Origin of the sequence: Micromonospora sp. CA-248089, from assembly GCF_050948515.1 — a bacterium.
In the GTDB taxonomy this organism is placed as follows: domain Bacteria; phylum Actinomycetota; class Actinomycetes; order Mycobacteriales; family Micromonosporaceae; genus Micromonospora.
This window is the reverse complement of record NZ_CP192016.1, coordinates 3,221,858-3,243,094: the sequence shown is the minus strand read 5'-3', so window position 1 is coordinate 3,243,094 and position 21,237 is coordinate 3,221,858. Positions and strand designations below refer to the sequence as shown.

Below are 21,237 nucleotides of genomic sequence, written 5' to 3'. Positions count from 1 at the left end.
GCTTCCCGTGGTAGGACTCAAAGACGGTACGGCGTAGACCCCCGCCGCTGTCAACCCACCCGGGCCTGTCGTGTGTTGCGACACGGCGTGTCGCGTCGGCGCGTCTCGATTTCCGCGCCCTGTTCCCGGCGTGCGTCAGGCACCGAGGTGGTGCCGCAGCATCGCCGCCGCCGCACCCGGATGGTCGGCGGCGAGCAGCCCCGCGGCGGCCAGCACGTAGTCCACGTCGACGACCGGCCGGGCCGCCCGCGGCAACGCCCACCCGCCGGCGTGGTCGGTGAGCACCGCGTCGAGCACCGCCGCCGCGTCACCCGGGTCGGCGTGCCGCAGCACCCCGCCGGAACCGACGAGCAGCTTTACCTCCCGCAGGTCCCGCCCGGCCCGCTCCCCCGTCGCCGCACCCCGGGCGTGCCGCCGCAACGCCACCGTCGCGGCCAGCGCCGCGATGCGCCGGTCCACGGCCCGCTCGCCGTCACCGGCGGGCAGGAACCCCGGGTCGGCGGCCCGCACCGCCGCCGCGGCCGTCAACTCCGCCTCCCCGGCCGGGTCGAGCAGCCGCTCCTCGGCCGCGGCGCGCACCACACCGGGCGCGCTCCACCGCATGCCCAGGTCGCCCTCGACGGTGCGGGCCCGCCACAGCGTCCCCGCGACCTCCTGGCTGGGGCCGCTGTCCCGCTCGTCCGGGGTGAGCACCGAGTACACGTCAGTGGTGGCCCCACCGACGTCCACCACTGCCAGGTCACCGCCGAGCGTGCCGGCGAGGACCTCCACGCCGGTGAGCACCGCGTCCGGGGTGGCCGCGCGAACCAGCCGCGCGAACCGGGTACCCCGGGACAGCTTCTTGCCGCCGATGACGTGCCGCAGGAACACCTCGCGGATCGCCGCCCGCGCCGACGCCGGCTCCAGCACCCCGATGCGGGGCAGCACGTTGTCCGCCACCGTCACCGGCACCCCCGCACCAGCCAGCAGCGCGTGCAGGTCGTCGCGCACGTCGGCGTTGCCGGCGAGGACCACCGGCACCCGGAAGCGCGCCTTCGCCAGCCGCGTCGCGTTGTGCGTCACCGTGTCGGCGTCCCCGCAGTCGGTGCCACCCACGAGCAGCACCACGTCCGGGCGGGCCGCCCGCAACGCCGCCACGTCCGCCCCGGCGAGCCGCCCGGCGGCCACGTGCACCACGTTCGCGCCCGCCGACAGACCGACCCGCCGGCCCGCCTGAGCGGTCACGAGCGGCTCGTAACCCACCACCGCGAGGCGCAGCCCACCCCCGGCCGACGAACACACGTACCAGGGCACCTCAGCGACCCCGGCCGACGCGGTGGCCGCGCCGACCGCGGCGTCCAGGCCGTGCAGCACATCCGTGCCCACGGTGGTGGGCGCCGACGCCGCCGCGACCAGCCGGCCGCCGTCGAGGTCCACCACCGCGGCCTTGGTGTACGTCGACCCGACGTCCGCGCAGACGACGACGCTCACGGCCGTTGTGGCACGACCACCGTGCCGGTCGCGGTGACCGCCACGATGGGCTCGTCGAGCACCTCGGCGGCTGACTCGCCCTTGTCCGGGCGGCCCCGGCACACCACCGTCGCGGCGAAGTCGACGGTGCGGCTGCGGGTGCCCACCCGGGTCACCGTCGCCGTCACCTCCAGCACGTCACCGGCCTTCATCGGCGCCCGGAACTGCACGTCGGAGTACGAGGCGAACAACCCCTCGTCGCCGTCGGTGCGGATGCACACCTCGGTCGCCACGTCACCGAACAACCCCAGCGCGTACGCCCCGTCGACCAGGTTGCCCGCGTAGTGGGCGTGGGAGTACGGCACGTACCGGCGGTGGGTGACGGTGAGACCGACACGCGGATCGCTCATCAGGTGTTCGCCTTCCTGGAGGTGATCAGGGCATGCACGAGGTAACTGGCGACCTCACCCGGGGTGGTGCCACGGCCGAAGATCCGGTCCACGCCCAGCTCGCCGGTCATCGTCTCGTCGAACCGCGGCCCGCCGACGATCAGCAGCGGCCGGCGCCCGGCCGGCATCGCCTCCCGGAACGCCGCCGACATCTCCCGCGTGTTGTGCAGGTGCGCGTCGCGCTGCGTCACCACCTGCGACACCAGCACCGCGTCGGCGCGCTCCCGCCGGGCCGCCTCGACCAGCTCCGGCACGCTCACCTGCGCACCCAGGTTCGTGACCTTCAGCTCCCGGTAGTACTCCAGGCCCTTCTCGCCGGCGATGCCCTTGACGTTGAGGATCGCGTCGATGCCGACGGTGTGCGCGTCGGTGCCAATGCAGGCGCCCACCACCGACAGCTTGCGACGCAACTGCCGCTTCACCACCGCGTTGACCTCCTTGGCCGACAGCAGCGGATAGTCACGCTCCACCACCTGCACCTTCGCCAGGTCCACCAGGTGGTTCACCCGCCCGTACACCACGAAGAACGTGAACCCGTCACCGATCGGCTTGGCGTGCACCAGCATCGCCGGGTCCATGCCCATCTTGTTTGCCAGCTGCACCGCCGCGCCCTCGGCCCGCTTGTCGTGCGGCACCGGCAACGTGAACGACACCTGCACCATGCCGTCACCGGTGGTGTCCCCGTACGGCCGCACAATCGTCTTCTCGCTCACGGGGTCTGCTCCAGGATCTCGGTGGCCGGGTTGTAGTAGTCCGCCTCGTGCCGCGCCACCCCGGACAGGCCCTTCCCGCGGTCCGCCGGCCGCTTCATGATTCCGAACGTGCCCTCGGCGATCGCCGTCAGCAACGACTGGTCCCCGATGCGCTCCAGCAGGTCCACCGCCTCACCGAGCACCCGGTGCGCCCGCGCCTGGATGAACCCGCCCGGCGCCGGCACGAAGTCCTCGTGCAGGCCGCCCGCCGCGCCCAGCACGTACCGCACGTTCTGCAGGGCGATGTCCCGGTCCGACAACCACGGCGTCACCACCGCCTCGGTCATCATCCCCACCAGCAGAATCCCCTGCCCGGTCATCGTGCCCACCAGGTTGAAGAACCCGTCCAGCAGGTTGCCCCGGAACACGTCGCCGGTCATGTGCTTCGTCGGCGGCATCCACTTCAACGGCGCGTCAGGGAACAACTCCCGCGCCAGCAGCGCGTGCGCCAGCTCCAACCGGAACGACTCCGGCACATCCGGGTTGATCTCGAACGCGTGCCCCAGCCCCAGCTGCCAGTCCGCCAGCCCCGCCTCGTGCGCGAAGAACTCGTTCAGCAACTGCGACACCGTCACCGTGTGCGCCTCGTCCACCGCGTCAGCGGTGGTCAGGTAGTTGTCCTCACCGGTGTTGATGATGATCCCCGCCCGCGCGTGCACCTGCCGCGAGAACCGCTGGTCCACGAACGTGCGGATCGGGTTGATGTCGCGGAACAGAATCCCGTACATCGAGTCGTTGAGCATCATGTCCAGACGCTCCAGCCCGGCCAGCGTCGCCATCTCCGGCATGCACAGACCCGACGCGTAGTTCGTCAGCCGTACGTACCGGCCCAGCTCCCGCGACGTCTCGTCCAGCGCCGCCCGCATCAGCCGGAAGTTCTCCTGCGTCGCGTACGTCCCGGCGAACCCCTCCCGGGTCGCCCCCTCCGGCACGTAGTCCAGCAGCGACTGCCCCGTCGACCGGATCACCGCGATCACGTCCGCGCCGGCCCGCGCCGCCGCCTGCGCCTGCGGAATGTCCTCGTAGATGTCACCCGTCGCCACGATCAGGTAGATCCACGGCCGCCGCGCCGGATCCCCGAACCGCTTCACCAGGCGGTCCCGCTCCGCGCGCCGCCGATCGATGCTGCGGATCCCCGCCGCGACCGCCTTGCGCGACGCCCGCCGCGCCGCCGTAGCCGCCTTCCCCGACGGCTGCGCGAACCGCACCGACCCGGCCGCCGCCTTCTGCGCCAGCAACGTCACATCCGTGATGCCCTCACGGGCCAGCGCGTCGAACACCGGCGCCGCCACCCCGTGCCCCAGCCCCACGTCCGCGACCACCGCGTCCACGAGGCGGTTCACCCACGGGATGCCGTCCGGGTCCGCGCCGGTCACCCCGGCCAGCCGCAGCACCGCCCGCTCCACCGACACCGTGGTGTGGCTGCGCGCCAGATCCACCACCGGCTGCCCGGCCCGGCGCGCCAACTCCCGCGCCCGCGCCACCAGCGCCGGATCCAGCCCAAGCTTCCCTGTCACGAAGACCCTTCCTGATAGATCACGTCACCGCGCAACACAGTGGCCCGGCACACCGGCAGCGGCGTCGGATCGTCCGCGCCCCGCAACTCCGGATCCTCGGCCAGCACCACCGGCAGCCCTCGCTCCACGCCCGCCGGGGTGTCCCACACCGCGAACGTCGCCGGCGCGCCCAACGCCAGCACACCCTCGTTGTCCAGGTGCACCGCCCGCCACCCGCCGCGCGTGTGCGCCGCGAACGCCGCCCGCACACTCATCCGCTGCGCCGGGTTGTGATGCGCCGCCGCCGCCCGCACCGACCCCCACGGATCCAGCGGCGTCACCGGCGAATCCGACCCGAACGCCAACGCCACACCGACCCCGTGCATCGCACCCATCGGATTCGACTCCAACGACCGCGCCAACCCCAGCCGCGACTCGTACATCCGGCCCGCGCCGCCCCACAACCTGTCGAACGCCGGCTGCATCGACGCCACGATCCCGTACTCCACGAACCCGGCGATCAGCGCCTTGCTCATGATCTCCGCGTGCTCCACCCGGTGCCGGGCCGCCCGCAACCGGTCCACGCCCACCGACCGGGCCGCCAGCGCGAACCCCGCGAGCACCGTCCCGATCGCCGCGTCCCCGATCGCGTGGAACCCGCCCTGCAACCCGTGCGTCGCACAGTCCAGCAGATGATCACGGACCTGCTCCGCCGACACGTAGCCGTGCCCGCACGCCCCCGCCTCACCGTCCAGGTACGCCGCCGACACGTGCGCCGTCCGCGACCCCAGCGCCCCGTCGGCGAACAGGTCACCACCCGCGCCCACCGCACCCAGCTCCCGGGCCTTCGCCGCACCCAGCAGCTCACCCCAGTACCCGTACACCTCCGGCACCCCGGCCCCCGAGATCGCCAGCAGCCCGGTGAAGTCCTCCTCGTCGGAGATGTCCGGACCACCGCACTCGTGCACCGCCGCGACACCCAGCGACGCCGCGTGCTCCAGGGCCCGCCGCTGCGCCGCCACCCGCTGCGCCCGCGTCACCGAGCCGAACGCCGCCGCCCGCACCACATGATGCGCGTCGCGCCGCAGCCACCCCGACGCCTCGTACCCGGCCGCCGACACCACCTCCGGGCACGCCGCCAGCAACGCCGCCGACACCAGCGCCGAATGGATCGACGCCTGCGACAGATACACCCGCCGCCCACCGGCCGCCCGGTCCAGCGCCGCGGCGTCCGGCAACGTCGCGTCCGCCCAGCCCGACTCGTCCCAGCCGTGCCCCAGCACCACCGCGTCACCCGGCAGGCCCGCCGCGAACGCCGACACCGCCTCCAGCAGCCCACCCGCCGACCGCACCGCCGACAGATCCAGCCCCGACAACGCCAACCCGGTGTCGGTCGCGTGCACGTGCGCGTCCACGAACGCCGGCGTCACCAGCGCACCGCCCAGCTCCACCACCCGGTCCGCCCGCGGCGCCTCCGCGTCCGTGCCCAACCAGGCGATCCGCCCGTCCCGCACCAGCAGCGCCGTCGCGCTCGGGTCGGCCGGGCAGTGCAGCACTCCGCCGCGATACAGCGTCGAGGGGTTCGTCATGGTCTCAGTCTGCCGTCAGACGCGCCTCGAACAGGCCGCGCACCCCCGGCTCGGCCCGCAACAGATCCAGCGCCAGCGCCGCGTGTCCCGGCACGTACCCGTTGCCCACCAGCATCGTCACGTCCGCCGCCAGGCCCTCCGCGCCCAGCGCCGCCGCCGCGAAGCTCGTCGCCATCGAGAAGAAGATCACCGTACCGCCGTCCGCCGTGGCCAGCACCGCGCCGTGCTCACACCCCGGCACGTCCACGCACACCACAGTCACGTCCGCCGGCACACCCAGCGCCGTCGTCACCGCCGTCGACAGCCCCACCGGATCCCGCGCGTCGGCCAGCGCCACCACGTCGGCCAGCCCGGCCGCCGTCAGCGCGTCCCGCTCCGCGTCCACCGGAACCACCCCGACGGTACGGGCGGCGCCCGCCCGCCGCGCCGCCGCCAGCGACAACGACCCGCTCTTGCCGGCCCCGCCGATCACCGCCACCGACACCGGACGCGGATCACCCTCGCGGGAACGCCGCGCCACCTGCTCGGCCACCACCCGCGCCGTAAGCGCCGGCGCCCCGCACACGTCCAGCACCGCCAGGGACAGCTCGGGGTGCAGGTCCGGCGGCAGCACCGCCGCGATCGACCGGGCGAACAGAATCGCGTACCCGTCGCACGGCACCTGCTCGCTGCGCCCGTCCCAGCGGGCCAGCCCGTCGGTGATCGTCAGCGGCGTCAGCGTCAGCGACACGAGCGTCGCCACCCGGTCACCGGGCTTCAGCCCCAGCGGCGAGCGGCGGCCCGCCTCCTCGACGGTGCCGATCAGCATCCCGCCGGAACCGGTCACCGGGTTCTGCATCTTCCCCCGGGCCGACACGATCTCCAGCACCTCGGCGCGGACCTTCTCCCCGTCGCCGCCGTGCTTCTCCGCCAGCTGCCGGAAACTCGCCGCGTCCAGGTTGAGCCGCTCGACCCGGATCCGCACCTCGTTCGCCGCGATGCGCGGGTCGGGGTCCAGCCGCCAGGCCGCCTGCGGGAGCACTCCCACCGGTTCCACGACTCGGTGCAGACCCACCGGTGACGTCACGCCGACCCCCTATGTCCAGCCGCCCGAACCCCCGGTCAGGGCTCGCGTCGCGGGAAAACTTCCGGCAGACTAATTTCTTCACCGCAGATTTTCCAGTAGCCTACGCATCCGTTGATCAACCCGCACGCAGACGAGGAGGGGCCGTGACCCAGACCCAACCGGTGGAGACCATCCCGACGCCCCGCCACGCGCCGGCCGCCGTCCCGGCCGCCGGACAGCCCTACGAATACCGCCGCGCACCCCTCGTCGAACCCGACTGGACCCGCTTCCCCGGCTGGCGCCACGTCACCCGCGACCAGTGGGAGAGCGCCCAGTGGCAACGGGTCAACTGCGTCAAGAACATCAAGCAGCTGCGCACCGTCCTCGGCGACACCGTCGACGAGACCTTCTACGCCGACCTGGAGGCCGACCAGAAGGCCCTGGCCACCATGTCCATGCTGGTGCCGCCGCAGATGCTCAACACGATGGTGCCGCATCAGCCGATGAGCACCGAGGCGCTGCTCGCCGACCCGATCCGCCGCTACATGATCCCGGTCGCCTCCGACCGGCGCACCGACTGGCCGTCGCACCCGTACGCCAGCCGCGACAGCCTCCACGAGCACGACATGTGGGTCGCCGAGGGTCTCACCCACCGCTACCCCACCAAGGTCCTCGCCGAACTGCTCTCCACCTGCCCGCAGTACTGCGGCCACTGCACCCGCATGGACCTCGTCGGCAACTCCACCCCCGCCGTCGACAAGCTCAAGCTCACCCTCAAGCCGGTCGACCGCTACGACGCCCACATCACCTACCTCAAGGCCCACCCGGGCGTACGTGACGTGGTCGTCTCCGGCGGCGACGTCGCCAACGTGCCGTGGCGCAACCTCGAGTCGTACCTGATGCGCCTGCTGGAGATCGAGACGATCCGCGACATCCGGCTCGCCACCAAGGCGCTCATGGGCCTGCCCCAGCACTGGCTCCAGCCCGACGTGGTCGAGGGCCTCGAACGCGTCGCCCGCACCGCCGCCCGCCGCGGCGTCAACCTGGCCATCCACACCCACGTCAACCACGCCCAGTCGCTGACCCCGCTGGTCGCCAAGGCCGCCCAGACCGCGCTCGACGTCGGCGTCCGCGACGTCCGCAACCAGGGCGTGCTCATGCGCGGCGTCAACGCCACCAGCGCCGACCTGCTGGACCTCTGCTTCGCGCTGCAGGGCGAGGCGGGCATCCTGCCGTACTACTTCTACATGTGCGACATGATCCCCAACGCCGAGCACTGGCGCGTCCCGGTCTGGCACGCCCAGCAGCTCCAGCACGACATCATGGGCTACCTGCCCGGCTACGCCACCCCGCGGATCGTCTGCGACGTGCCGTTCGTCGGCAAGCGCTGGGTGCACATGCTCACCGACTACGACCGGGAGCGCGGCATCTCGTACTGGACGAAGAACTACCGCACCTCGATCGAGTCGGCCGACCTGGAGGCGCTGAACAAGCGCTACGCCTACTACGACCCGATCGACACGCTGCCCGAGGCCGGCCAGGCCTGGTGGCTCGCGCACCGCGACGACTGACCCCGGACACCCGACGGCGGGCCACCTCTGCGATGAGGTGGCCCGCCGTTCGCGTACTCACTTGTTGAAGGCGTCCTTGACGTCGCGGCCCGCCTGCTTGGCGTGCTCCCCGGCCTGCCGGGCGCGCGCCGTGCTCTGCTCGGAGGCGCCCTCGGCCCGCAACCGCTCGTTGTCGGTCACGTCGCCGATCCGCTCCTTGGCCATGCCGCTCATCTCCTGGGCCTTGTTCTTCGCCTTGTCGGTGAAGCTCATGTCGCCCTCCCTCGTCCGGCTACGCCTTGCCCTTGTCGCGTCCCCGGTGACTGCCGGGTCAAACGCTGTTGACCGGTGCACATCGCGTAAGGCGTCCTAGGACAATAGGTTGAAGGCGTGACGCCCGGCCGACGCCGCCAGGCCGTGGTTGACTGGGCCGGTGAACGAGATCCTGCTGATCCGGCACGGCGAGACCAGCTGGAGCGCCGCGCACCGACACACCTCGTACACCGATCTGGACCTGACCCCCGACGGCGAGCGGCAGGCCCGCGCGCTGGCCCCTCTGCTCGCCGGCCGGCGCTTCGCCCGGGTGCTGTCCAGCCCCCGGCAGCGCGCCACCCGCACCGCGGCCCTGGCCGGGCTCACCGTCGACGCGATCGAGCCCGACCTGGCCGAATGGCACTACGGCGAGTACGAGGGACGCACCAGCGCCGACATCCAGACCGAGCGGCCCGGCTGGTCGATCTGGGCCGACGGCGGCCCCGGCGGTGAGTCACCGGAACAGGTGGGCGCCCGCCTGGACGCCGTCCTGGAGCGGGTCGCGCCGCTGCTGGACGACGGCGACGTCGCGCTCGTCGGGCACGGGCACAGCCTGCGGGTGCTCGGGGCACGCTGGATCGGATTGCCGCCCTCGGCCGGCGGGCTGCTGCGGCTGGACACCGCCACGCTCAGCGTCCTCGGTCACGAGCACGGCCGGCGGGTGATCAGGCGGTGGAACCTGCCGGCTCCGCCGACGGGCGGGGACGACCCCGGCCGGTCAGCTCGCCATTGATCTTCGGCGGCCGGTTCTCGTACGGCGTGGACAGCACCACTGTGGTGCGCGTGGTGACGTTCGCGGAGGTGCGGATCTCCTGCAGCACCCGTTCCAGGTCGGCCGGACCGGCCACCCGCACCAGCAGGAGGTAGAAGTCCTCCCCCGCCACCGAGTAGCACGAGTCGATCTCGGGCAGGTGCGCCAGCCGTTCCGGCGCGTCGTCCGGCTGCGACGGGTCGAACGGCCGGATCGCCACGAACGCGGTCAGCGGCAGGTCCAGCGCCTCGAACGACACCCGCGCGGCGTACCCCTTGATCACCCCGCGCTGCTCCAGCCGGCGGACCCGCTGGTGCACGGCCGACACCGACAGGCCCACCCGCTCGGCCAGGTCCGTGTACGACAGCCGACCGTCCCCGGTCAGCGCGGCGACGATGGCACGGTCGATCTCCTCCACGCGCTGCACCCTAGCCGGAAAAGCGCTCCCACGCCGCACCCGGCCCGCCGGGGTGACGCTCAGCGCGCCGTCCGGTCGCGCACCGCGTCCGCGGCGTAGTTCAGCACCTCCGCCATGTCCTCCTCGTCCAGGAACGGCAGGTCGGTGAGGATGTCGGTGACGGACATGCCCTCGGCCATCATGGCCAGCAGGGTGGCCACGGGGATGCGCGACTGCCGGACGCAGGGCGCACCCCCCATGACGTCGGGGTCGGCGGTGATCCGGGGGAAGGTCACCGCGACAGGCTAGCCCTTGGCCAGCGCGCGCGAGATGACCAGCCGCTGGATCTGGTTGGTGCCCTCCACGATCTGCAGCACCTTGGCCTCGCGCATGTACCGCTCGACCGGGTGGTCGGCGACGTACCCGGCGCCGCCGAGCACCTGCACCGCGTCGGTGGTCACCCGCATCGCCATGTCCGTGGCGAACAGCTTCGCCTTCGCCGCCTCGATCGAGTACGGGCGGCCGGCGTCGCGCAGCCGCGCGGCCGCGAGGGTGAGCGCCCGGGCGGCAGAGATCTGGGTGGCGGCGTCGGCGAGGTTGAACCCGAGCCCCTGGAAGTCGATGATCGCGCGGCCGAACTGGCGGCGCTCCCGGGCGTAGCCGACGGCGTAGTCGAGCGCGCCCTGGGCCAGGCCCACCGCGCAGGCGGCGATGCCCAGCCGTCCCGAGTCGAGCGCGGACATGGCGATGGTGAACCCGGCGCCTTCGCCGCCGATCAGCCGCTCCGCCGGCACCCGGGCGTCGTCGAAGGCGATCTGCGCGATCGGCGAGGCGTGCAGGCCCATGGTGCGCTCGGCGGCCTGCGGGTGGATGCCCGGCGTGGCCCGGTCGGCGAGCAGGCAGGAGATGCCCTTCGGGCCGGGGCCGCCGGTGCGGCAGAAGATGTTGTAGAAGTCGGCGACCCGGGCGTGCGTGATCCACGCCTTGGTGCCGGTGACCACGTACGCGTCGCCGTCGCGCACCGCCCGTGTGGTCAGGGCCGCCGCGTCCGAACCACCCTGCGGCTCGGAGAGGCAGTACGCCCCGAGCAGTTCCCCGCCGATCATGTCGGGCAGGAGTTTGCGCTGCTCGTCGGTGCCGAACTGGGCCACCGGGTAGCAGGACAGCGTGTGCACGCTGACCGCCTCGGCCACGGCCAGCCACCGGCTGGCGAGGATCTCCAGCACCTGCAGGTACACCTCGTACGGCTGGGCGGCGCCGCCGTGTTCCTCGGCGTACGGCAGGCCGAGCAGCCCGGCGCGGCCCAGGGTGCGCAGCACCTCCCGGGGGAACTCGGCGCGGGCCTCGAACCCGGCGGCGGCCGGGGCCAGTTCCCGGTCGGCGAGTTCGGTGGCGAGGTCCAGCAGGTCGTGGGCCTCGTCGGTGGGGAGGATCCGGTCGACGTTCATAGCGCGGTGAGCTCCGTGGGGGTGGTGGTGAGCCGTTGCGGGCGTCCGGGGTACGGACCCTCTCAGCTTAACGGTCGTTTGGGCACGTGCGGGAACACCTCCGCACACGCCCTGTGGTCACCCCTTGACCGCACCGTCAGAATGGTGCGTGCTCGGCCGCATCGATCGGAGGGTACCGATGGCATACGCCGCCGGTGTCGGGGACCGGACAGTCGACGTGAAACGGTCTCCCCTGCTGCGATCATGGACGTCCATCGCCGCCGCCCGTCGCCGTGCCGTCGCGGCCCCACCGGCCGGCACTGTTCACCCGCCGCGTGACGAACCGGATGGCACATGACGCAGCATCCGTCCCCAGGCGCCGACCCCCGGCGCCACATCGAGGGGGAACTGGTCGACCTGCTGTCCGGGATGCACCTGCTCCACCAGCCCGACAGCCGCCGGCTTCTCGTCGGCAAGCTCCGCGAGCGGCTGTCCGACCACGGCGTCAACGACTACGACAACCCCCGCATGCAGAGCATCGAGATCGTCCGCGTCTGCCTGCTCGACCTGGCCACGCTGATCGAGGTGCTCGCGTTCTTCGAGCCCGCCGCCGCCCACCTCGGCCCGCTGCACCGGCTGCGCCACGAGATCGACGCGGTCGAGCTGCTGACCGCCGAGGACTGGACCGAACTGCGACCGGCGCTGTCCGCCCACCGCCCGGACTCGCTCGGCTGGCTCTACCAGCGGGCCACCGACCACAAGACGGCCACGCCCCCCTCGTGGTGCGTCAGCGCCTGGGACGTCTTCGTCTACCTGACCGGGCAGAACGCGCCGGCGCACGGGCTGCCCCCGAACATGCTGTTCCTGGTGCTGCTCGAGTACGAGGTGGACCGGGCCACGGCCCGGCTGATCCGCGAGCGCAACCGGCGTCAGGCCAGCCTGCTGGATCTGACCGAGGACCTGGACCTGCGGCGGGCCCGGGTCAACGCCGGTGACCGGACCCCCGAGCCGTACGTCTACCTGGTGATCCAGGTCGAGCCGGACCTCGCCCCCGGCAGCACCGTCTACACCGTCTCCCACTACCGGCAGTGGCAGGGTGCGCAGGGCTGGCACTCCCGCCGCCACGGCCAGCTCACCGACGTCGCCCACGCCGACCTGGAGTCGACGGTGGAGCGGATCGTCCACCAGATGGAGATCGAGTGGTCGGACCGGCGGGCCGACGTCGCCGTCGAGCTGGTCCTGCCGGTGGAACTGCTCAACGAGGACGTCGCGTGGTGGCGCAAGGAGCCGGCCAGCGCCCACCTGGAGCAGAAGGTGCTGGCGATGGACTACCCGGTGGTCGTCCGCAGCCTCAACCGGCTGCGTCAGCCCGAGTGGCACCGGGCCTGGCGCCGCCGCTGGGAACACCTCCAGGCCGAGCCGGCACACAGCCGCCTCTTCCGCAGCCGCCCCGACGGCGCGGCGTACCTCACCCGCCTGGAGGCCGAGCTGACCGCCGACCCGCGCTGGTCGACGCTGCTGCTCAGCGCCGCGCCGACGCCGGGGAACCCGCTCGGCTTCAAGGAAGTGATGACCGCCCTGCGGGCGGGCCTGCCGGTGATCGTCTGGCATCGCGCCCGCCCGTCCGACACCGAGTTCTGGGAGGAGATCCGGGACATGACCGCCGACGGACGCATCGCGCGCCTCCCGGTGCACGCCCGGCAGGCGCGACTGGACGCGCTCGCCCTGGAGCCGCACGCCGACCGGCACAGCGGCCGCCACCTGGTGGTGCTCTGGGACGACCCGGACCGCACCCCCGAGCTGCACCCGCCCGGCGACCGGCTGGGACGGCCGGCATGAGCGCGCCGGGGACCACCGACTGGCGGATCTACCGGGGCACCGGCGAGCCGCTCGACCCGGCCGAGCGGGACCGGCGCTGGCCCGCCCCGCCGCGCTGGCGCACCTTCGACGGCGGGCCGGACGAGCCGCCGGCGCCGGCCGAGGACCCGGACCTCGAGCGTCGACTCGGACCGGTCCGGACCCGGCGGCCGGACCCACGCGAGGTGGACGTGGTGAACGCGGCGCTGCTGCTGCGCCGTCCCCTGCTGGTCACCGGCCGCGCCGGGTCCGGCCGGTCCAGCCTGGCCTACCGGGTCGCCCGGGAGCTGGGCCTGGGCCGGGTGCTGCACTGGCCGGTCAGCACGCACGACACGGTCCGCGCCGGTCTCTGGCAGCACGACCCGCTGGGGCGGGTCCGGGCCGGGCAGAGCCCCGGCCGGTCCGTCGGGGAGGAACTCGGCGAGCACCTCAGCCTCGGGCCGCTGGGCACCGCGCTGCTGCCCTACCGCACGCCCCGGGTCCTGCTCATCGACGAGCTGGACCAGAGCGACATCGACCTCCCCCAGCAGCTGCGTACCGTGTTCGACGACGGCGGCTTCGCCATTCCCGAGCTGGTCCGGGCGGCGCCGCGCAGCCCCGAGGTGACGGTGCACACGGCCGACCCGGGTGGCCGCGCCACAGTGCGCGGCGGCCGGGTCCGGTGCCACGAGTTCCCGCTGGTGGTGATGACCTGCACCGAGGACCGGGCGTTCCCGCCCGCGTTCCTGCGCCACTGCCTGCGGCTGCGGCTGGCCGACCCGGACGAGGCGACCCTGCTGGGCATCGTGGACGCCCACTTCGCCGAACGTCCTCCGGCCGCCGCCGGGCTGGTGCGGGCGTTCCTCGACCGGCAACGCGATCCGGAGGCGCCCACCCTGGACCAACTGCTCGACGCGGTGCAGCTCGCCTCGATCGACGGCGGCGAGGCCGACTGGGACCGGCTCGCCGAGGTGCTGTGGCGCGGCGGCCCGACGGCGGACCCGGAATGACCCTGCCGGCCCGGCTCTCCGTCGGCCCGGCCGGTACCGGCACGGCCTCCGGCGAGGACACGCTCGCCGAGGTGCTGCGTCCCTTCCGGCGGCTGGTCTCGTCGCGGGAACTGATCGTGTACGACGAGGAGGCCACCGCCGCGCAGGCCGAGGCGGGGCTGGTCCGGCCCGTGCTGCGGCGGGCCGCCCGGGCTCGCTGGGACGTGGTGCTCGTGGTGGACGAGCACCCGTCGATGACGGTCTGGTCGGCCCGGGTGCGGACCTTCGCCGCGTTGCTGCGCCGGCACGTCGCCTTCCACGACGTACGCGTGTGCCGCCTCGTCACCGGCGGAACCCGCCCCGAGGAGGTCCTGCTGCGCCGGGGCCGCGCCGGTCCGCCCGTACCCGCGGCGGCGGGCCTGCCGGTGGTGCGGCGGCACCGGATCGTCCTGGTGCTCTCCGACGGGGCGGCCCCGGCGTGGCGGACCGGCGCGGCGCTGCCGCACGTGCACGCGTGGGCGCAGCGCCACCCGGTTGCCGTCGTCCACCTGCTGCCGCAGCAGATGTGGCACCGGGGCGGCCTCGCCGCGCAGCGTCTGGGCCTGCGGGCGCCCCGGGCCGGGGTGCCGAACGCCCGCCTGTGGTGGCGGCAGCCGGACCCGCTGCGGGCGCTGGCCGACCTCGGCCGGCCGGCGGACCCCGACGCGATCCCGGTACCAGTGGTGGAGCTGCGGACCCGCTGGCTGGCCGCCTGGGTGGACCTGGTCGCGGGACGCCATCCGCGCTGGGTCGATCTGCCCGCCGTGCTGGCCTACGCCAGGCCGCCGCAGCCGCCCGACTGGCGCCCGCCGCAGCGGTGGGATCCGGCCGCGGCGGTACGCGAGTTCGTCTCCTGGGCGTCACCGCCGGCGCTGCGGCTGGCCACCGGACTGGCGGCGGCGCCGCTGGACCCGGCGTCGATCGCGGCGGTCCGCGCCGAGGTGGTGCCGGAGGCGGGCGACGTGCACCTCGCCGAGGTGTTCACCGGCCCGCTGGTCGAGCCGCGACCGAACCGGCCCGGCGTCGACTTCCGGCCCGGGGTCCGGGAAGAACTGCTGGCGATCGGCCGGCGGGCCGAGACGGTACGGGTGTGGCGGGCGCTCGCGGCGCGGCTCGGCCCGGACCGGCCGGAGCTGGCGGCGTGGGGCAGGGTGCTGTCCGACCCGGACGGTGTCCCGCTGGATTCCGCCGGGTCCGTCGCCGACGCCCGGATCGAGACCGCGGTGCTGCGCGCGCTGTCCGGCCGCTACCTGGGGCGGGCCCGGCGGCTGCGCACGGCGATCGAGCGGGACACGCCGGGCGAACCCGACGTCCGCGACACTCCCGCATCGCGGGGCACGAATGTCATCATGGCGGTAGGCGAAGATGCCGACGTCCCCCGTAGCGTCCCCGCTGAAGGAGCCGGTTTGTCGTCGACCCCAGTGGACGCCACCACCCCCGGCCGGACTCCCGCCGTGTGGGGCAACGTCCCGCCCCGTAACCCGAACTTCACCGGCCGCGCCGACCTGCTCGCCCTGCTGCACCGGCAGATCAAGGGCGGCACCACGGCGGTGCTGCCGCACGCGCTGCACGGCATGGGCGGGGTGGGCAAGTCACACCTCGCCGTCGAGTACGTCTACCAGCACCAGGGCGAGTACGACCTGATCTGGTGGATCCCCGCCGAGCGCGCCACCCAGATCGGCGCCTCGCTCGTCGAGCTGGCCCACCGGATGAACCTGACCGCCGGGCCGGACGTGAGCAGCGCCCGCCTCGCGGTGCAGGAGGCGCTGCGGCTGGGCCGGCCCTACCCGCGCTGGCTGCTGATCTTCGACAACGCGGAGAGCCCCGAGGTGCTCCTGCCGTACCTGCCCATCGGCGGCTCCGGCAGCATCATGATCACCTCTCGCAACCCGCAGTGGGCCTCCATGGCGCGCACGCTCGAGGTGGACGTCTTCACCCGTACGGAGAGCGTCGAACTGCTCCGCCGACGCGGCCCGGAACTCACCGACGAGGAGGCCGACCAGCTCGCCGAGGCGCTCGGCGACCTGCCGCTGGCCCTGGAGCAGGCCGCCGCCTGGCGCGCCGAGACCGGCATGCCGGCCGAGGAGTACCTGCGGCTGTTCGAGGAGAAGCGGGTCGAACTGCTCGAACAGGCGCCCCCGATGGACTACCAGCTGCCGGTGGCCGCCGCGTGGAACGTCTCGCTGGACCGTCTGGTGGTCGCCAACCCGGCCGCGTTCCGGCTGTTGCAGGTGTGTTCCTTCCTCGCCCCCGAACCCATCCCGCGCACGCTGTTCAGCGGCGCGCAGAACGCCGACATCCACCCCGACCTCAACGGCGCGCTGCGCGACCCGATGCGGCTCGGCCGGGCGATCCGCGACATCAACAGGTACGCGCTGGCCCGGGTCATCCACCGCACCAACTCGATCCAGATGCACCGGCTGATCCAGGCGGTGCTCCTGGACCGGATGACCGCCGCCGAACGCGACGCCATGCGCGCCAGCGCCCACCGGCTGCTCGCCACCGGCGACCGCAACGACCCGGACACGCCTGGCAACTGGCCCAGCTACGCCGACCTCTACCCGCACGTGCTGGTCTCCGGCGCGGTCGAGTCCGCCCAGGGCTGGGTGCACCAGCTGGTCTACAACGAGGCCCGCTACCTCTACTGGTGGGGCGACATGGAGGCGTCGCTGGAGCTGTCCCGGCACGCCTACCAGACCTGGCGGGAACGGCTCGGCGAAACCGATCCGACCACCCTGCGGATCGGCCAGTGGCTCGGGTTCATGCTCTACCGGCTCGGCCGGCACGCCGAGGCCGCCGACCTGAACACCCGGATCCTGCGGGACCACGAGAGCGCCACCGCCGAGGACACCGAGGAGCTGTTGAGCGCCCTCGGCGCGGTCGCCGCCGACCTGCGGGTCGCCGGGGACTTCGCGCGGGCCCTCGAGATCGACGAGGACGTCTACCGGCGGCACGTGGTGCTGCTCGGCGAGGACGACCCGAGCACGCTCAACGCCGCCCACAATCTCGCCGTCAGCCTGCGCCTGACCGGCGACATGCGGCGGGCGTTCACTGTCGACCAGGCCACCTACGCACACCGGGTGCTGCTGTTCGGCGAGGACCACGCGCAGACGCTGGAATCCCAGCTGAACCTCATCATCGACCGCCGGGAACTGGGCGAGTACCTGCCCGCCCGGGCCGAGATGCAGAACGTGGTGGACCGGCTGCCACTGGTCTGGGGCAGCGCCCAGACGCAGACGCTGCTGGCCCGCCGACGGCTGGCCTCCGCGGTGCGCAAGGCCGGTGACCACGTGGCCGCCCGCGCCCTCTCCCAGGAGGTACGCGACGGCTTCGCCGCCCGCTACGGCGAGGCCCACCCGGACACGCTGCTCGCCGCGTTCGGTCTCGCCGTCGACCTGCGCGCCACCGGCGAACTGGACGCCGCGGCGCAGCTCAGCGAGGAGATCGGCGAGCGCTACCGGCAGCTGTTCGGTGACGAGCACCCGTACACGGTGGCGGCCCGGGCGAACCTGGCGATCGTGCACCGGCTGCGCGGGGACGCCACGCTGGCGCGGTCGGTGAACGAGGCGGGCCTGGCGGTCCTCACCCGCCGGCTGGGCCGGGACCATCCGCTGGTCCTGGCCGCGTCCATCAACCTCGGCAACGACCTCTACGTGCTGGGCGAGCACCAGCCCGCGTACGAGCTGGACCAGGCGACTGTGGAGCGGGCGCGGGAGGTGTTCGGCCCGGAGCACCCGACCACGCTGATCGCGCTGGGCAACCTGGCGATGGACCTGATCGCCCTGGGCCGGGAGGCGGAGGGTCGGGCGCTGCTCGACGAGATCGGCCCGACGTTCCGCCGGACGCTCGGCGACACGCACCCGGCGACCCGGGCCGGCCTGGACCCGACCGTCCGGGGCAACTGCGACCTGGACCCGATGCCGTTGTAGCCGACAGTCCACGGTGGCGGGCTCCCCGCCACCGTGGACGGTGGTGTCACCCGGCGGACGGCCCCACCCAGGCCGCCAGGTCCACCGGGTCGACGGGCGACGCGGTGGCGACCCGGTGGTACACGGCCCGGACCAGTTCCGGCCGGCTGCGCAGCGCCTCGGCCGCCGGGGCGTGGCCCAGCGCGGCGGTGGTCAGTCCCAGCCCGGCCCACGCGGACGGGCCGGCCGAGCCGGTCGCCAGCTCCGCGAGGTAGAGCTCGTGGGCCTGCCCGAGGTCACCGGCGGCGTAGGCCAGGTCGGCCGCCGACGCACCGGTGACCTGCTCACCGACCGTCGACGGGTCCTTACGCAACCGCGCGAAGCCCTCCGCGTCGGTGAGCCGCCACAGCAGCAGCACCGCCCGGGTGTCCAGCCGCCGCGCGCCGGGGTCCGCCTCGACCGGCGGCTCCGGGTAGTCGTCCGGACGGGCGTCGCCGGCCTCGCGAGCCGCCGCGAACGCCCGCACCGCCGCCGGGTCGGGACGCCGGTGGTGCAGCCGCCACTGGGCCCGGTGGTCGTCGACCGCAGCGTCGGCCGCGGCGAGCACCTCCGCCGGCACCGGCTCGGACCACCAGGTCTCCGCGGTGGCGGCCAGGCCGTCCAGCAGATGCCGGCCGACGTCGGTCAGCTCGGGCCGGGCGCGCAGCGCCGCCAGGGTCGCGGTGACCTGCCGCCGCCACCTGGCGAACTCGAAGTGCGCCACGGTCCGCGCCGCGCCGGTGGCCACCGGACGGTACGCCCGCCAGAACTCGGTGATCCCGACGAACGCGTACACGCCCTGGAGCAGACCACCCAGCGGGCGCGGGTCGTCCCGCCACGGCGCGTAGAGCCGCTGCGACGGCTCGCCGGTCGTCAGCGGGGTCAGGTGCAGCAGGCCGCCGAGCTTGATGTGCTGGAACTCGTGGATCAGCGTGACAGCGAGTTCCGGCGCGTCCTCCGGCTCGGAGATGAGCATGCTGCCGAACGCGTCCCCGGCGGACGCGCTCATGGTGCGGAACCGCTCCGCCGGGCGTTGCGGCACCACCGAGAACAGGCCGCGGGCGATGGGCGCCGCCCGCTCCGGGCACACCCGGACCAGCAGGTCCCACGCCTGGGTGAGCAGCGTCCGCCAGCGGTCGATCGCCGCGACCGTGTCCAGGTCCGGCGGGGTCGGGCTGCGCAGGTTCCGGTACGGGTCGAGGAAGTCCAGCGCGACGGTCAGCGTCTGCCCGCCCGCCTCCGCCCGGACGGTGGGCAGCGCGAACCAGCTGTCCCCGCCGCCACCGTCGCCGTGGAACGCGACCCGGTGACCGTCCAGCGCGACGGTCGCCTCGCCACCGGCGGCTGCCACCTCGGCCACGCTCCACCGTTGCGCGGCCGGCAGCACGGCGCCACCGAGTGTGGGCAACGCGGCGAACCCGTCGCGGACCGGCACCCGCAGCGTGAACGACGGCAGGCCCGCGCGTACGCCGGCGGCGGCCGCTAGGGCGTGCAGGTAGCCGAGGTCCACCCAGAGTGGACCCTCGGCGGTGGTTGTGGAGCCGCGCAGCCGGCGCAGCACGTAGCCGGCCCAGGTGCCGACGTGTGGATGCGTGAGCAGCCGGTCGACAACGTCCGGGGCGTGGCGTTGCGCCGCCACCAGCAGGGCCCAGGCGTCGGCCACCGGAGGCAGCGGACCCGCCACCTCCGGTGTCGCGGACACCGCGTCCAGCACGGCGCGCAGTTGCAGGAGCCGCCAGCTGTGCTCGGCGGCCAGGAGCTCCTCGACGGTGCCGGCGTCGCCGCCACCCGCCGCCAGGGCCCCGAAGTGGTGGCGGCCGAGCCGGTGCCGCACCGGCTCGGCCAACGGCAGCGTGACGGTCATGCGTCCTCCACCCGGACGGCCGATATCAGTCGAGTCGTTGCGGATTGTAACCACTGGTGATGCTCTCGGGATCGTCGACACGACGCAGCAGCCGGCCCATGACCGGACCGAGAATCTCCTGGTCAAGCTCAGGAAGGCGGTCCAACGAGACCGCCGAGAGGTCGACTAATTCGGAGTCGACGTCGATTGCGTACGGTTGATTCACGGGGAGTCATTATCCATATTGGTGGCCCTCGAGAGCGGGCGCCGTGCCGATTGGCCACGGCGTGGCGCGCGACGGCTTTCGGACCACCGTCCACGAGCGGCACGGTGCTAGCGTGACGTCGTGGCCACCACCACAGTGTTCGTCCACGGGTTCCTCTCCTCGGACCACGTCTGGTCCGCCTTCCGCGATCTGATCCGCGGCGACCCCGCGCTCGGCGACGTCGAGACACACGCCTTCCGCTACGCCTCGCCGCTGCTGGCCTGGCACCCGCTGCGGCGGATACCGACGTTCGACGAGGTGGCCGACAGCCTGCGCACGTTCCTGCGCCACGACCTCGCCGGCCACCCCCGGCTGGCGCTGGTCACGCACAGCCAGGGCGGACTGGTGGCGCAACGCGCCCTGGCCCGGATGCTCACCGACAGCGACCCCGACCTGGGACGCCTCCGCCTCCTGCTGATGTACGCCTGCCCGACGGCGGGGTCCGACCTCGGCCTGCCGGCACGCCGGACGCTGCTGCGCAACCCGCAGGAGCGGCAACTGAGGCCGCTCAACGCCGCAGTGCTCGACGCCCAGCGCGCCGTGCTGCACCGGCTCGTGCACGTGCCCGAGCCGTCGATGCGGGTGCTGGCGTTCGCGGGCGAGAGCGACGCCGTGGTGCCGCCGGCGTCGGCCCGCAGCGTCTTCCCGGACGCCGGTGTGCTGCCCGGTGACCACTTCAGCATCGTCCGGCCGGACTCACCCCAGCACCGGTCCTACGTCGTCCTGCGGCAGGCGCTGCGGCACCTGGCCGACGACGAGGTCCGACCACCGGCGCACCCCGTTCCGCGGCCCCGCACGGCCACCGCGGCGTCGTCGCCGCTGAACGACAGCGAGCTGGTGGACCTGCTCCTCGAGGTGCCCGGGATGACCGACCCGGCGTTCCGCGCGCAGGCGTACGCGCGGTTGCCGCTGCGCGTACGCGAGCAGTTGGCCCGGCCCGGGCCGGCGCGGCTGGAACTGCTCGCGGCGCTCGGCACGCTGCGCGACTACCGGCACCTCGCCCCCGGCCGGGCCCTGGCCGACGCCCTGGCGGCCCTGGTGCCGGAGCACCCGGTCGTCGACGAACTGCGGGAGCGGCTGGTGGCCCTGGACGCGGGCTGA

At 73.7% G+C, this 21,237-nt stretch carries 18 protein-coding genes and 1 pseudogene; 7 read left to right on the top strand and 12 right to left on the bottom strand.

All coding sequences use genetic code 11. The annotated features are described in order from the left end of the window. Window positions 1-135: 135 nt before the first annotated feature. The 6 genes from ACQP26_RS15400 to ACQP26_RS15375 are packed head-to-tail and all read right to left on the bottom strand — an operon-like array spanning window position 136 to window position 6,801. The gene (locus ACQP26_RS15400; RefSeq protein ID WP_433493170.1) at window positions 136-1,470 is read right to left on the bottom strand and encodes a glutamate mutase L; all 1,335 of its coding nucleotides are present in this window, start codon (window positions 1,468-1,470) and stop codon (window positions 136-138) included. Further along, on the bottom strand, window positions 1,467-1,859 hold the full coding sequence (locus ACQP26_RS15395; RefSeq protein WP_281577873.1) for a hotdog domain-containing protein: 393 nt from the start codon (window positions 1,857-1,859) through the stop codon (window positions 1,467-1,469). The genes ACQP26_RS15400 and ACQP26_RS15395 overlap by 4 nt, the downstream gene beginning before the upstream one ends. Next, window positions 1,859-2,560, bottom strand: a complete 702-nt coding sequence (locus tag ACQP26_RS15390; protein ID WP_433496146.1) for an OAM dimerization domain-containing protein — start codon at window positions 2,558-2,560, stop codon at window positions 1,859-1,861. Before ACQP26_RS15390 ends, ACQP26_RS15395 begins: the two co-directional genes overlap by 1 nt. Window positions 2,561-2,607: 47 nt before the next feature. Next, a complete protein-coding gene (locus tag ACQP26_RS15385) occupies window positions 2,608-4,167 on the bottom strand; it encodes a lysine 5,6-aminomutase subunit alpha (RefSeq protein ID WP_281577874.1) in 1,560 nt (519 codons plus the stop codon). Further along, window positions 4,164-5,735, bottom strand: coding sequence for an amidohydrolase (locus tag ACQP26_RS15380; RefSeq protein ID WP_433496064.1), 1,572 nt, complete (start codon window positions 5,733-5,735; stop codon window positions 4,164-4,166). Before ACQP26_RS15380 ends, ACQP26_RS15385 begins: the two co-directional genes overlap by 4 nt. Window positions 5,736-5,739: 4 nt before the next feature. Further along, window positions 5,740-6,801, bottom strand: coding sequence for a zinc-binding alcohol dehydrogenase (locus tag ACQP26_RS15375; protein ID WP_269706234.1), 1,062 nt, complete (start codon window positions 6,799-6,801; stop codon window positions 5,740-5,742). Window positions 6,802-6,944: 143 nt separating this feature from the next. On the opposite strand from ACQP26_RS15375, the gene ACQP26_RS15370 reads away from it, so the two are divergent. Continuing rightward, entirely contained in the window at window positions 6,945-8,351 is a 1,407-nt protein-coding gene (locus tag ACQP26_RS15370; RefSeq protein ID WP_269706236.1) for a KamA family radical SAM protein, read from the top strand. Between the two features lie 57 nt (window positions 8,352-8,408). Here ACQP26_RS15370 and ACQP26_RS15365 read toward each other — a convergent pair whose 3' ends face one another. Next, window positions 8,409-8,603: a CsbD family protein gene (locus ACQP26_RS15365; protein WP_073829538.1), complete on the bottom strand. Its 195-nt coding sequence runs from the start codon at window positions 8,601-8,603 to the stop codon at window positions 8,409-8,411. 160 nt (window positions 8,604-8,763) lie between these two features. Between ACQP26_RS15365 and ACQP26_RS15360 the strand changes: the two genes are divergently transcribed. Then, the gene (locus tag ACQP26_RS15360) at window positions 8,764-9,375 is read left to right on the top strand and encodes a histidine phosphatase family protein (RefSeq protein WP_281577877.1); all 612 of its coding nucleotides are present in this window, start codon (window positions 8,764-8,766) and stop codon (window positions 9,373-9,375) included. Here ACQP26_RS15360 and ACQP26_RS15355 read toward each other — a convergent pair. From ACQP26_RS15355 to ACQP26_RS15345, 3 genes are read right to left on the bottom strand one after another with little or no spacing between them, the layout of a single operon-like run. Beyond that, window positions 9,308-9,811, bottom strand: coding sequence for an Lrp/AsnC family transcriptional regulator (locus tag ACQP26_RS15355; protein ID WP_030502406.1), 504 nt, complete (start codon window positions 9,809-9,811; stop codon window positions 9,308-9,310). The genes ACQP26_RS15360 and ACQP26_RS15355 overlap by 68 nt on opposite strands. 59 nt (window positions 9,812-9,870) lie before the next feature. Beyond that, on the bottom strand, window positions 9,871-10,086 hold the full coding sequence (locus ACQP26_RS15350) for a DUF433 domain-containing protein (protein WP_030502405.1): 216 nt from the start codon (window positions 10,084-10,086) through the stop codon (window positions 9,871-9,873). 9 nt (window positions 10,087-10,095) lie between these two features. After that, complete coding sequence (locus ACQP26_RS15345; protein WP_433496063.1) at window positions 10,096-11,238, bottom strand: acyl-CoA dehydrogenase family protein; 1,143 nt, start codon at window positions 11,236-11,238, stop codon at window positions 10,096-10,098. A 333-nt stretch (window positions 11,239-11,571) separates the two neighbouring features. Here ACQP26_RS15345 and ACQP26_RS15340 point away from each other — a divergent pair, with 333 nt between their 5' ends. From ACQP26_RS15340 to fxsT, 4 genes and pseudogenes are all read left to right on the top strand, one after another. Continuing rightward, the gene (locus tag ACQP26_RS15340; protein WP_433496062.1) at window positions 11,572-13,056 is read left to right on the top strand and encodes an effector-associated domain 2-containing protein; all 1,485 of its coding nucleotides are present in this window, start codon (window positions 11,572-11,574) and stop codon (window positions 13,054-13,056) included. After that, the gene (locus tag ACQP26_RS15335; RefSeq protein ID WP_269706245.1) at window positions 13,053-14,063 is read left to right on the top strand and encodes a MoxR family ATPase; all 1,011 of its coding nucleotides are present in this window, start codon (window positions 13,053-13,055) and stop codon (window positions 14,061-14,063) included. Before ACQP26_RS15340 ends, ACQP26_RS15335 begins: the two co-directional genes overlap by 4 nt. Then, window positions 13,994-15,136: pseudogene (locus ACQP26_RS15330) on the top strand (SAV_2336 N-terminal domain-related protein); the annotation flags it as partial. The gene ACQP26_RS15335 and the pseudogene ACQP26_RS15330, both read left to right, overlap by 70 nt. Before the next feature lie 294 nt (window positions 15,137-15,430). Continuing rightward, complete coding sequence (gene fxsT / locus ACQP26_RS15325) at window positions 15,431-18,010, top strand: FxSxx-COOH system tetratricopeptide repeat protein (RefSeq protein WP_433496145.1); 2,580 nt, start codon at window positions 15,431-15,433, stop codon at window positions 18,008-18,010. A gap of 46 nt (window positions 18,011-18,056) precedes the next feature. Here fxsT and ACQP26_RS15320 read toward each other — a convergent pair whose 3' ends face one another. Together ACQP26_RS15320 and ACQP26_RS15315 are read right to left on the bottom strand one after the other, a co-directional pair. Then, complete coding sequence (locus tag ACQP26_RS15320; RefSeq protein ID WP_433496061.1) at window positions 18,057-19,892, bottom strand: HEXXH motif domain-containing protein; 1,836 nt, start codon at window positions 19,890-19,892, stop codon at window positions 18,057-18,059. Window positions 19,893-19,917: 25 nt separating this feature from the next. Continuing rightward, window positions 19,918-20,097, bottom strand: a complete 180-nt coding sequence (locus tag ACQP26_RS15315; protein WP_433496060.1) for a hypothetical protein — start codon at window positions 20,095-20,097, stop codon at window positions 19,918-19,920. Window positions 20,098-20,217: 120 nt separating this feature from the next. Between ACQP26_RS15315 and ACQP26_RS15310 the strand changes: the two genes are divergently transcribed. Next, window positions 20,218-21,237: an esterase/lipase family protein gene (locus tag ACQP26_RS15310; RefSeq protein WP_433496059.1), complete on the top strand. Its 1,020-nt coding sequence runs from the start codon at window positions 20,218-20,220 to the stop codon at window positions 21,235-21,237.